This window comes from Paenibacillus sp. J2R1T-4 (genome assembly GCF_059692235.1).
The window spans coordinates 99,320-111,398 of record NZ_JCAUBA010000002.1 but is presented as its reverse complement, the minus strand read 5'-3'; the positions used below and the strand labels follow the sequence as shown (position 1 = coordinate 111,398).

The following is a 12,079-nucleotide window of genomic DNA, read 5'->3' as shown; positions in this document are numbered from 1 at the left end:
TTAATAATAATCCTGATTCGTTACAACACCAGATGTAACCGGCTCTGCTTCTACTCCGAATATGGCTTCTGCCATACGGATCGAGCGGAGCATTCCCATTGCTTTGTTAACCGTCTCCTGGTATTCCATCTCCGGAACAGAATCCCAGACGATGCCGGCTCCTGCTCCAACAAAGGCTTTCCCGTCTTTAAAAACAATCGTGCGGATCGTGATACAAGTATTCAAGTTACCTGAGAAGCCTAAGTAACCAATCGCTCCCGCATACGTCCCACGGGCTTCTTGCTCCAGTTCCGCGATAATCTCCATCGCTCTAAGCTTGGGTGCACCGGATACGGTCCCCGCCGGTAAACACGAGATGAAGGCATCGAAGAAATCTTTGTCTTTCCGCAGCTGTCCCGATACGTTAGATACAATATGCATCACATGCGAGTATCGCTCGATCTGCATATAAGAGTCACATTTGACGGTGCCGAATTCAGCCACGCGTCCGATATCATTACGTCCCAGATCAACGAGCATCAAATGCTCTGCGCGTTCCTTCTCATCAGCGAGCAGCTCTTTTTCCAGCTCAACATCCTGCTCAGGAGTCTTTCCTCGGGGTCGGGTCCCCGCAATCGGTCGCGTCTCCACTTTGCCGTTATCTACTTTTACAAGTGCTTCCGGAGAAGTTCCTACAATGACCTCATCATCCATCTTAAGGTAATACATGTAAGGTGAAGGATTCATCGTACGCAGGACCCGGTAAACATGTAGAGGTGAGATTCTGGTCTCTATATGGAACCGTTGCGATAACACCACTTGAAAAATATCTCCAGCACGAATGTATTTCTTCGCTTGATTCACGTTATCGATGAATTTCTCCTTGGTCATGTTGGACTGGATATTGCCCATCTCGACATCAGCTGGAATCGCATTACGTTGAGTGCTAAGCTGTGGAACGGGTTGCTGCAGTCGTTCTATAGTTGCATCTATTTTGCGGCAAGTAACCTCATAAGCGGCGAGAATATCGGCATCTGTTGCATGCGGCTTGATATGAACATTCGCAATAACCTGGATGCGCTGTTTGAAATGATCGAAGACAATGATTTGATCACAAAACATAAACTGCATGTCATCCATCTTGAGATCATCTTCACGGTGCGGAGGCACATTCTCATAATATTGAAGCAAATCATAACCGAAGAATCCGATTGCTCCCCCTGTAAATGGAGGCAAGTCTGCAATAATTGGGCTGGAATAAGAGCGCAGCAGCGCCTTAAGGGTTTCCAACGGTTTGTCGTGAACGGTCTTCCTCTCTCCATCATGCTCGATCTCGAAATGACCGCTCTTGCCTTGAACGATAAGAAACGGATCTGTACCTAGAAATGAATATCGAGCCCACTTGGCTCCGCCCTCTACACTTTCCAGAAGAAAAGCTCGTTTCTCTTCATGCAGATGCTGGAATACTCGAATTGGTGTTTCGGTATCTGCCATCAAATTGCGTACGACAGGAATCAGATTGTATTGCTGGGCTAGGCGTACAACTTCTTGGCTGCTCGGGGAATACATCCTGCATCGCTCCTTCCAAAGGGAATCTAATAGTCCTAAAACGATAAAAAAAACCTCTACGCATCGCGCAGAGGTCGGGTTGTTTGCAGATAGTGGAAATTGCTCCATTCGAACTGATGTGAAGAGAGTATGATTCATCAAACCAAACAAATCTGATGCCTGCAAAAGGCTAGACTCGTCTCGTTCATGTTGAATTCAAGGTACTCGCTCAGCTATCAGTTACGTCCCTGTTATCGGATACCGAATAACAAGACTTGTCGTACGGGCTCATCTCTACTCGTCTAAACTCTGCTCAACTCTAACTCTACTCGGCTCTTACTTGCTCTCTACTATACACCACATTGAAAATAACCGTCAATACTATTCGCGAATGATTAAGATTTCGATTGAGCCAGATCTGGACGCAGCTTCTTGGCTTCATTCAGGTAAATATGGTGAATCTCTGCCTGGCTCTTATTGGTATTCACGTGAACCATTAGGCGTATGCACTTCGGCAAGCCATTCGGGACGGAGATCTCCATTGAACACATGAGCGGGACCAACTCCCAGCCTTGCATCTGACGAATCGCCTTTGCTGGAAAAGCGGCATCCAAATCATCCGTAACCGTAATGAATACACTTGCTATGTCCTCTGGTTGTACTTTATTGTGAACTACGATCTCGTTCAACATCTCTGCAGTTGCAGCTAATATTTCATTTTCTTCGTTATTCTGAACCGTTATAGCTCCCCGAATTCCTCTTACTCCCATGACACTATAGCTCTCCCTTCATCGCTTCAAGTACAGCGCGCACAGATTCCGAATTAATTCCATTATTGATCTCAACAGAACCAATGTCTACAGGAACGATGAATACCATGCTGCCTTCTTTGAACTTCTTGTCATGCATCATGACACTCAGAATCTCTTCCGTGTCCATATGAGCTGGAATGCGTACTGGCAGCCCGAACTTCCGGAAAATCCGTTCCGTTGTGGACAGAATGGATGCAGGGTTCCCCTGATTTACGGATAATTGAGCTGCGCACACCATGCCGATCGCGATGGCTTCCCCGTGCAACAGCTCACCGTATCCAGCCACTGCTTCGAAGGCATGGCCGAAAGTGTGCCCAAGGTTCAATATGGCGCGTATACCGCCTTCACGCTCGTCTTGTGAAACTACGATCGCTTTCACCTTGCAGCCTTCGTATAATCCGTACTCTAGCGCTTCCTCGTTAAGCTGAAGCAGATCCGTTACATGCTCTTCACACCAATCGACGAAAGTACGATCCCAGATCAATCCATGCTTGATCATCTCGGACAATCCTGCTCGAACTTCACGATCTGGTAATGTGCTTAAGGTTGAAATATCATAAAGGACAAATTCCGGCTGATGAAAAGCTCCAATAATGTTCTTGGCAAGCGGATGATTAACGGCGACTTTGCCCCCGACACTGCTGTCATGGGCAAGAATCGTGGTTGGCATCTGCACGAAACGTATGCCGCGCATAAAACTCGCCGCTGCATAACCGGCCAGATCACCTACGACACCGCCGCCTAATGCGACAATCGTAGAATTGCGATCCAGAGAAGCCTCCAAGGCGATGGCAACCAATTGTTCAAGAACTGCCAGTGACTTCGACTTCTCCCCTGCTGCCACAACTGCTGTAGCTACCTGGTAGCCTCCCGCCCGCAACACTCCTGTAACTTGTTCCAGGTAATGCGGAGCTACTTGCTCGTCTGTTACGACTAATACCGGTGATTTGACCCCGATACCGTGCTGCTGGAACAGTTCGGCCGCTTGATTCAATAAACCTGCCCCAATATAGATCGGGTAAGATCGATCCCCTAATTCCACCGTTAACTGCTTCATTCTAATACCGCCCTACTTGTGCGAGGTAATTCTCATAGTTGGCACGGATTTCTTCGATGGAATCACCGCCGAATTTCTCCATGAATGCTTTGGCCACTTCCCAAGCGACGACGCTCTCCATAATGACACCTGCTGCTGGAACCGCACATGTATCAGAACGCTCCACCTGTGCGGTGAAAACTTCCTTCGTATCTATATCTACACTTTGTAATGGCTTGTAAAGCGTTGAGATTGGTTTCATAACGGCACGAACCACAATCGGTTCACCCGTAGTCATTCCGCCTTCAATCCCCCCAGCGCGGTTAGAGGCGCGATTGAAGCCTTCCTCTTCGGAGTAGCGAATTTCATCATGCACTTTCGAGCCCCGTCGCTTGGCTGCTTCGAATCCTATCCCGAACTCTACACCCTTGAATGCCTGAATCGATACGACTGCTTGCGCGATCCGGCCATCCAACTTACGGTCCCATTGTACATGACTGCCTAGTCCAACCGGACAGCCTTCAACGATAACTTCAACTACACCGCCAAGCGTATCTCCGTCTTTCTTAGCTTGATCGATGGCTTCAATCATTTTCTCTTCCGCTGCTTTATCAACTACACGGACTGGTGATTCTTCTGTAATCCGACGAAGCTCCTCAAGCGGCAGATCTTGTCGTTCAACATTAATTTCTCCAATCGATATTACTTGTCCCGCCACTTTAATGCCAAATTGCGCCAGCAGTTGACGAGCGATTCCGCCGCAAGCAACGCGCACGGTAGTCTCACGAGCACTGGAGCGTTCAAGTACATTACGCAAATCGCGTTGATTGTACTTCAAACCTCCGTTCAGATCGGCATGGCCCGGACGAGGACGGTTAATTCTCCGTTTACCCTCGCTGCCTTCCTCTACATCTTCAATGCTCATAACTGTTGTCCAAGCTTTCCAATCCTTGTTCTCCACTACTAGCGCAATCGGAGCCCCAGTTGTCTTGCCATGGCGAACACCTGCTACGAGCTGAGCCGTGTCTTTCTCGATTTGCATTCGTTTGCCCCGGCCATAACCTTTCTGGCGGCGCTCCAGCTGTTCATTTATCGGTTCCGCCGTTAGCGGCAAATTGCTCGGAATCCCTTCAACGATCGCGGTCAATTGCGGTCCGTGAGTCTCACCCGCTGTTAAATATCTCATTTCAATAGTTCCCCTTTCGTCCATTCCGTTCTGCACGCTATACTTTAGCGCTTTGCTGTAAAAGTCCTTTGCTAATTATAGTACAGGCTCCCCACTTTGACAATAAAAAGACAAGCTTCTTCCCGAATACAGGCCATTCCGATTTGAATTTTTATGTAAGCTTTAGTAAAACATCAAAAAAGCACGTCCGGGATGCATGTGATGTGCATACTCGTGACGTGCTCGTTGATTGTGTTACTGGTCTGATATTGTTCGTTAGCTGTTAACCGGACGAGATAGAACCCGATTCGGCTCCATCCACTTCGGATCGTTCACCATGCCCGCTACCTGCTGCATCGAATCGATACCTAGTATTTGCGCGCATTCCTGAATTGTAATAAACCCTCTTCGGTAAGCGGTGATTACTTTCCTTTTGTCCATGTAAAGCCCTCCAACAAATTTGTCTCCTGTGCTCAGATTGCTCTTTACACCCAGTATGTGAATTAATGGAAGGTCTTATACCTAGTTAATGTTTTCTTTGATAAAAGAATGTGTCAACAGGCTCCAGATCATATTGTCCCGGAGTGAAAATTTGCTCTGTGCTTCCTACGAACAACAGTCCTCCAGGCTTAAGCGCCCGGCTGAATTTGTGATAAAGCTGGTGCTTCGCTTCTTCCGTGAAATAAATCATAACATTCCGACATATGATCAGATCGAACGAACTGTCGAAGGGGTCATTCAATAAATTTTGCTTGCGGTAAACGATGTTCCTCTTGAGTGTGTCTGAAACCTTGTATACGGAATCCTGATAATGAAAATACTTTTTCAAGTATTTCTCCGGCACATCTCGCAAGGAGCGTTCCAAGTAAATACCTTGTTTTGCCTTGTCCATTGCCCCGTCGTCGATATCGGAGGCCAGGATCTGCGTTTGCTCCAAAACACCGTTCTCCGCAAGAATCATAGCCAACGTGTAGGGCTCCTCACCCGTACTGCAAGCTGCGCTCCAGCATTTAATGCGACCAGAGGTTCGAGTTAACTCAGAAATAAACTTCTTCTCCAGCACTTCCCACCGATTGGGGTTCCGCCAAAACTCAGAAACATTTATCGTCATTCGATCGAGGAATTCGTAATATAACTCTCGATTCTTCATCATCCCATCAAAAAAATCAACAAAGGAAGCATAACCCTTTTTCATATAAAATGTGGTGAGGCGGCGTTTCATCTGTGCTTCCTTGTACTGGGATAAATCAATCGCCGAGTAATCTTTAACCTTTTTGATAAATGCATTAAAATCCTTGTCTTCTTGCTCCAAACTAGATCACTCTCCGGCTGCAGGGTCACTACCCTTATTCCATAAACCCGGAGCATTATCCTTCTTCCTCATAAAAAATACCTGGTTAGATTAAATCCACTTTTGAATCAATTTGCTGTATGTAAGTAATTCTTCGGGCTTGAAAAAGATATTGATCTCACGTTCCGCGTTCTCTGGCGAGTCAGATCCGTGAATAATATTGCGGTTCGTATGGATCGCGAAGTCACCTCTGATCGTTCCAGGCAACGCTTCTAATGTGTTGGTCTTCCCCATCATAATGCGAGACAAAGCAATAACCTGATCTCCTTCCCAGACCATCGCGAATACAGGGCCGGAAGTAATGAAGCTCATCAAATCATCATAATAAGGACGTCCAAAATGCTCTTCATAATGCTTTTCGGCTTGTTCCTTAGGAATCTGCATTAATTTGCAGCCAACCAATTGAAAACCTCTTCGCTCAAAGCGTTGCACGATTTCACCAATCAGACCGCGTTCTACTCCATCAGGCTTTACCATCATAAATGTTTTTTCCATTTGTAATCCTCCTATTCAAACCTTTTTGTGGAACAAATGCCCTTCATTTCGAAAGTCCCATAGGTGTAATGTAATAACCATTCTGGTCGGATTATCTGGATCGCATACGTGGGTAAACGACTTATTCTAGCCACTTAATAGGATCTGCTGCCTATAAAGTGAGCAATCGAAATTAAATCCTTCTTAGCGCGAATATTCGGCAAACCCTCCAGCGCCTTGATGGCCTTGTCGATATACTGTGAGGATATACGATCCGCTTGCTCTACGCAACTGCTTCCGCGAATCATCTGGAGGAAGGGTTCGACATCGGTCTGACCGTCCAAGGCTTGAATGCGCCCAATCTCGGATAATAACCGCTCCTTAAGCTCCGGCTGCTGAAGCGCAAGTAAGACGGGCAGTGTAATATTGCCTTGTTTGATATCGCTGCCTGGAGGCTTACCTAGCTGTTTCTCTGATCCAATTAAATCGAGAATGTCGTCACGAATCTGAAAAGCCATACCTACATTGTAGCCGAACTTGTACAACTGCAAGCTTACTTCATATGTGGCTTCAGCAGCAATTGCGCCTAGCTGGCAACTGATCGCAATAAGCAAGGCGGTTTTCCTTCTTATGCGCAATAAGTATGTGCGGACCGATTGCTCGGTATGGAAGAAGTAGCGGATCTGCTCCATCTCCCCAATCGACATCTCTACAATCGCTTTGGACAATATTTGGTGAATAAGCGGATTCGGCAGTTGAGTAACTACGGTTAGCGCTTTGGCGAAGATGTAATCACCGGTGTACATCGCGATCCGATTATCCCACTTGGACCTGACGGTAAGCTGTCCGCGTCTAGTATTCGCATCGTCAATGACATCGTCATGCACAAGCGAGGCCATATGGATCAATTCAAGAGGCACAGCGATCAGCTTAACCCGCTGAAGATCGTACGTGCCGAATTGGCTGGCCAGTAGTACAAAAACAGGCCGAATCCGTTTTCCTCCCGCTTTTAACAAGTGGAGCGACGTTTCTTTGAGCTGCGGTTGGTCGGTGTAAATGCTATCCTCGAGCTCCCTCTCAATCTGCGCAATCTCTTTTTTCATGCGGGCGTAAATATCCATTAGTTTCATTCATTCACCTGACTCTGGTTTTATCAGTCCAAAATTGTAAAGGCACGTCTCTCTCTAACAAACCCAACTCTTTTGCGTACTGGAAATATAAGCGTAGTCCTCTTTGCTGCTCTTCACCGAAGTTGTGATTCAAATGTTGAAAATAATTGCGCCAGTATTCCAGGGTACCGCCAATCTTCTCTTGAGCATGCACAATAATGGCTGATGGGTCTGTTGTTCCTTTGTGCTTGCTTTCCATGAACGCATCATGAATCGCAGCAATCGTCTCCGGGAACTTGGCCACGGTTTCCTTACGAACAGCCCACACAGCAAAAGTCATGCCCGTTCCCGTAGAACGCCTCCACAGCTCTCCTAGATCTGTTACCAGGTACGGATGATCCGTCCAGCTAGCCCTAATGGCGTCGTCTCCGATCAGCAGCGCAGCATCCTTATGTTCCATCATATCCTTTAGTGACGGGGTCGCATACTCGTATTCGGGATTGCCCCCATAAAACTTGGTCATCAAAATTTTTAACAGGTTAACGGATGTAGCTGATGTCGTAGGAAGTGCAATCCTTGCTTGTGTCAATTGCTCCAACGGCTTGCGGTGAAATAACAAGATCGAATTCACTTGATTCGTTGCGCTGACAGATAAATCCGGATATAAATCATACTCTTCGAACGACTCACCATATGCAAAAGAGGATATGGCCCCCATGTCGATCTTCCCCGCGCGCATGGCTTCGTTTAATCCAGTAGGTACAGTCTCGATCCACTCGAGCATTCCCTCGAATCGATGATGCGGGAATTCGTGATAGATGGGCCATACATTCGTATAATTAATTTTACCGATGCGGATTCGTTCATTTGCTTGTGTCACTTGCCATCCCCCCATCGTTTATATAAATCATGATCAATCTCCATACTATCGAGCACCTTACCTACCATGAAATCAATCAGCTCGTCCATCGACTGAGGGTTATGATAAAAGGCTGGCATAGCAGGAATAATGCGAACTCCCATTCGCGACAGCTTCAGCATATTTTCCAGATGAATGGAGTGTAGCGGGGTCTCCCGCGGGACAAGGAACAGCCGCCTTCCTTCTTTCAGAATGACGTCTGCTGCCCGTTCCAACAAATTATCGGATGCGCCGCTCGCGATGCTCGATAGAGTTCCCATGCTGCAGGGCACGATCACCATTCCTGATGTGAGAAAGGAGCCGCTAGCTACATTTGCCCCAATATCTTGATTCGGATAATAACGTACTTTCCCCCCGAATTTCTCTGCCAACGTCTCTTGTCTGCGAGCTGCATTCCAATCTAATTCTTCATGCAATACACGCCAGCCTGCATCTGTTATCACCACATGCACCGAAATGTCGCGGGCCAGCATCGCCTCAATGAGGCGGACTGCATAGATGGCTCCGCTTGCTCCTGTTATGCCGACAATCCATGGTTTGCTATGGTTCACCTGGGCTGCGTTTACCATACAAAACGCACCACCAAATCTAGGCAAGTGAAGCTGAATATTACGATGCTAAGCACACCGTTCATTGTAAAAAACGCCGTGTTCAGCTTCGTCAGGTTCGAAGGGTTGACCAACATATGTTCATAGATCAATAGGGCATAGGATATAATAACGCCGATGAAATACCACCAGCTTAGCTCGCTTACGAACAGGAACATACTTAAGAATCCGATTGCCGTCAAGAAATGAAACCCTTTCGCAATCCACAAGGCCTTAGCAATGCCGAAACGCTGCGGGATCGAGTGGAGCTTGGCCTCACGGTCGAAATCAACGTCCTGACAGGCGTAGATGACATCAAAACCAGCGGTCCATAGGGCGACGCTGGCGTATAAGATCAAGGCATATCCATCGATACGGCCTGTTACAGCTACCCAGCCTCCTAGCGGTGCTAATGCAATCGTCAAACCGAGGATGATGTGGCAGGCCCACGTGAATCTTTTGGTGTAGGAATAGAAGACTAGCATAAAAACGGCCAATGGAAGCAGCTTCATGGAGAGCGTGCTCAAATTGGCTGTAGCAAAAAATAATACAATAAACGAAATAATAACGAACAAGATTACTTCCTTTGAAGATAACAGACCCGCCGGAATGGCCCGGCCCGCAGTACGCGGATTGTTCTTATCGAACGTCTTGTCGATGATCCGATTCAACCCCATAGCAGCGCTGCGAGCCCCTATCATCGCCAATATGATCCATCCAATCTGCATCCAGGATGGCAAGTGGCCTTGTCCTATGACTGCCCCAAGCATTGCTCCCATGAATGCAAAAGGAAGAGCAAATATAGTATGTTCAAACTTGATCATTTCCAGAAAAGTTGCAAGCTTATTCCCTTTCATTTCTGTCTCCCCGTTTCCTCTTGATGCCGATATGAAGCGCGGCAACACCGCCCGTCAACGGGTAAGCTCGCACGTTCTGAAGCCCTAACTCGCGAAAAATACCCGCCAATTGCTTATGGTCGGGAAAGTGAATGAGCGATTCAGGCAGCCACTTGTATTGATCATAACGTTTGGCTACCAACTTACCTATTAGAGGCAACACTTTCTGAAAATAAAAATAATAGATCGATTTAAACGGCTGCCAGGTTGGTTTGGACAATTCGAGCGACACAACCATCCCCCCGGGCTTGACCACTCGCTGCATTTCCTTCAACACTTGCACGAGATCCGGGACATTACGAAGTGCGAATCCAATGGTTGCATAATCGAACGTATTGTCCTCGAACGGCAATTGCATTGCATTCCCGTGTAACAGATTAATCTGCTCGTCCATTCCCAGATTCTCTATCTTTCGTTGTCCGAAATCCAACATGTTCTGACTGAAGTCCAGTCCAGTGATCTTCCCTGTCTTACTGTGCTCTGCCAAGCTAATCGTCCAGTCGCATGTGCCGCAGCACAGGTCAATTGCAGTGGATCCCGGCTGCACATCCATCTGTTTCATCGTGAACTTGCGCCACGCTTTATGCTGACGGAAGCTAAGCAAGTCATTCATTAGATCGTACTTGTGGGCGATGCTCTCAAATACGGAATGGACGAACTGCTCTTTGGATGTCTTCATCTCCACTCAAGTATTCACCTCACCCTTCTTCAATGGCTCTAGGAGCGGTCAGATACCTCGTGAAAGGCTCCCCTAACCGATATAAATCCTGTATGAGCTTGTCTGATTCTAAAGCACGGATTTTGTCCGATACCAGCTTATATTGAGACTCCAGCATCTGAAGAAGCTGCGCTTTTACATTGTACTTCAGAATTAATGTGCGAAGCTTCGTGTGGTCAGGCTCATCCTGCTGCTGCAGCTGACGCTTCTCTTCCTTCGTCCCCGATTGCATAATATGCCAGAACGCCCAGCTTGAGCGGAAGCTCCCGACATGGTCAACCCGCTTGATCTCATCTAGAAGTATCTCGCACTTGGTATATCCTTGCAGCAGCTCTGGCCAGCTTCTGGAAAGACCGCCCTCCAGCTGACGCGAGAAGGATGCATACAGCTGAGACTTGATATGCACCGACAAATGCAGATAGTCTTCGGCCGTTACTTTCCATTGCAGCATCTTGTTGTACAGATTCATCTTGATCCGGTTCACATCACAGATCGCTTCTGACATTTGGCGAACCATGTCCACTTGACCTGCTTGTGATAACAAGTAATAAAACCGGCTGCTGAAATAGTCGCCCGCCAGAACTTTGAGCTGTCTCGCCCGCGCTTCTTTCTTCTCCTTGCGATCATTCGTCGCCGGAATCATCTCGTGTGTGTCCAGACCGAGCTGGGCAAGAGAAGCTACAAGCGCATAAAGCTCCCCCTGTTCCACTGTGGAAGAGCCTTTCTTAAGTACCGTGAAAAGTAATTCCGAACGCAAATTCGGAAACTGCGGCAGATCCGTATTTGTTTGGATCATGTCATATTGTGTATATTTTTTTGCCGTATCCTCTAATGAGTAATTGTCCATACATGCCTCCGTACCGCGACCAAAGTCAGTAACGCCATTTCGATATTATATCACATCCGTTTGGCGGACGCACATCCACATCTATTGTACCCTTTTACTGAGACTGTCGGTCAAGCCATTTGGGTGTAAAAGTGAGTCTAAAATGTGAACTTACATACTGCTCCGCGTTCATAATGCCAGGTTGCTGCGCATCTTGCAGCACTTTTTTCGTATCCTCTCTCCGTGCCTCCATCGCAACCAACAGCTGCGGTGAACTAGAAGGATTCGGGGATAGCTCCATAATGCGCACGAGAAGTTGCTTCACATTCTTCGTACCATTGAAGCCAAGACGGGAGATCGTATACAAGTCGCGATATATGAAATCGGCATCAGCCTGGCCTTGCTTCGTCTTCAAGTCTATGGAGAGAATAGAGTCACTCCACTCTACACGCCCAATATCCATAAATAGGGGCTGATTCACTAGTAAATCGACCAAATTCTGATCATTCAATGTCTTGGCAGATCCCGTGCCGAATGCTGCAGCCTCCTGAGCGTTCTGGCGTGACAACGAGTCCAGCTTCGGCAGCCAGGACAAGCCTATGGCGATCCCGATGGATACCACTGCAACAATCAATAATCTGGACATCCCGCTCATAAGG

14 protein-coding genes are annotated in these 12,079 nt (G+C 47.3%); all 14 read right to left on the bottom strand.

Annotated elements, in window-relative coordinates:
• The 14 genes from trpE to AC58QD_RS04035 all read right to left on the bottom strand — a co-directional run bounded on the left by trpE (nucleotide 1) and on the right by AC58QD_RS04035 (nucleotide 12,075).
• Nucleotides 1–1,548, bottom strand: a complete 1,548-nt coding sequence (gene trpE, locus AC58QD_RS04100; RefSeq protein WP_497330312.1) for an anthranilate synthase component I — start codon at nucleotides 1,546–1,548, stop codon at nucleotides 1–3.
• Nucleotides 1,549–1,922: 374 nt separating this feature from the next.
• Nucleotides 1,923–2,297: a chorismate mutase gene (aroH, locus tag AC58QD_RS04095; RefSeq protein WP_497330310.1), complete on the bottom strand. Its 375-nt coding sequence runs from the start codon at nucleotides 2,295–2,297 to the stop codon at nucleotides 1,923–1,925.
• 4 nt (nucleotides 2,298–2,301) lie between these two features.
• Nucleotides 2,302–3,396, bottom strand: coding sequence for a 3-dehydroquinate synthase (gene aroB / locus AC58QD_RS04090; RefSeq protein WP_497330308.1), 1,095 nt, complete (start codon nucleotides 3,394–3,396; stop codon nucleotides 2,302–2,304).
• A gap of 1 nt (nucleotide 3,397) precedes the next feature.
• Complete coding sequence (gene aroC, locus AC58QD_RS04085) at nucleotides 3,398–4,561, bottom strand: chorismate synthase (RefSeq protein WP_497330307.1); 1,164 nt, start codon at nucleotides 4,559–4,561, stop codon at nucleotides 3,398–3,400.
• A gap of 255 nt (nucleotides 4,562–4,816) precedes the next feature.
• Nucleotides 4,817–4,981, bottom strand: coding sequence for a hypothetical protein (locus AC58QD_RS04080; RefSeq protein WP_497330305.1), 165 nt, complete (start codon nucleotides 4,979–4,981; stop codon nucleotides 4,817–4,819).
• Between the two features lie 85 nt (nucleotides 4,982–5,066).
• Entirely contained in the window at nucleotides 5,067–5,852 is a 786-nt protein-coding gene (locus AC58QD_RS04075; RefSeq protein WP_497330303.1) for a CheR family methyltransferase, read from the bottom strand.
• 90 nt (nucleotides 5,853–5,942) lie between these two features.
• Nucleotides 5,943–6,386, bottom strand: a complete 444-nt coding sequence (gene ndk, locus AC58QD_RS04070) for a nucleoside-diphosphate kinase (RefSeq protein ID WP_497330301.1) — start codon at nucleotides 6,384–6,386, stop codon at nucleotides 5,943–5,945.
• A 134-nt stretch (nucleotides 6,387–6,520) separates the two neighbouring features.
• Entirely contained in the window at nucleotides 6,521–7,495 is a 975-nt protein-coding gene (locus tag AC58QD_RS04065) for a polyprenyl synthetase family protein (protein WP_497330299.1), read from the bottom strand.
• A gap of 4 nt (nucleotides 7,496–7,499) precedes the next feature.
• Complete coding sequence (locus AC58QD_RS04060; RefSeq protein ID WP_497330297.1) at nucleotides 7,500–8,354, bottom strand: menaquinone biosynthetic enzyme MqnA/MqnD family protein; 855 nt, start codon at nucleotides 8,352–8,354, stop codon at nucleotides 7,500–7,502.
• On the bottom strand, nucleotides 8,351–8,962 hold the full coding sequence (locus AC58QD_RS04055) for a UbiX family flavin prenyltransferase (RefSeq protein WP_497330295.1): 612 nt from the start codon (nucleotides 8,960–8,962) through the stop codon (nucleotides 8,351–8,353). The genes AC58QD_RS04060 and AC58QD_RS04055 overlap by 4 nt, the downstream gene beginning before the upstream one ends.
• Complete coding sequence (locus AC58QD_RS04050) at nucleotides 8,956–9,837, bottom strand: UbiA-like polyprenyltransferase (RefSeq protein ID WP_497330293.1); 882 nt, start codon at nucleotides 9,835–9,837, stop codon at nucleotides 8,956–8,958. Before AC58QD_RS04050 ends, AC58QD_RS04055 begins: the two co-directional genes overlap by 7 nt.
• Nucleotides 9,824–10,555, bottom strand: a complete 732-nt coding sequence (locus AC58QD_RS04045; RefSeq protein ID WP_497331383.1) for a demethylmenaquinone methyltransferase — start codon at nucleotides 10,553–10,555, stop codon at nucleotides 9,824–9,826. Before AC58QD_RS04045 ends, AC58QD_RS04050 begins: the two co-directional genes overlap by 14 nt.
• 19 nt (nucleotides 10,556–10,574) lie before the next feature.
• The gene (locus AC58QD_RS04040) at nucleotides 10,575–11,441 is read right to left on the bottom strand and encodes a heptaprenyl diphosphate synthase component 1 (RefSeq protein ID WP_497330291.1); all 867 of its coding nucleotides are present in this window, start codon (nucleotides 11,439–11,441) and stop codon (nucleotides 10,575–10,577) included.
• A gap of 94 nt (nucleotides 11,442–11,535) precedes the next feature.
• Nucleotides 11,536–12,075 carry a hypothetical protein gene (locus AC58QD_RS04035; RefSeq protein ID WP_497330289.1) on the bottom strand — a complete coding sequence of 180 codons (540 nt, stop codon included), beginning with the start codon at nucleotides 12,073–12,075 and terminating at the stop codon, nucleotides 11,536–11,538.
• Nucleotides 12,076–12,079: the final 4 nt, after the last annotated feature.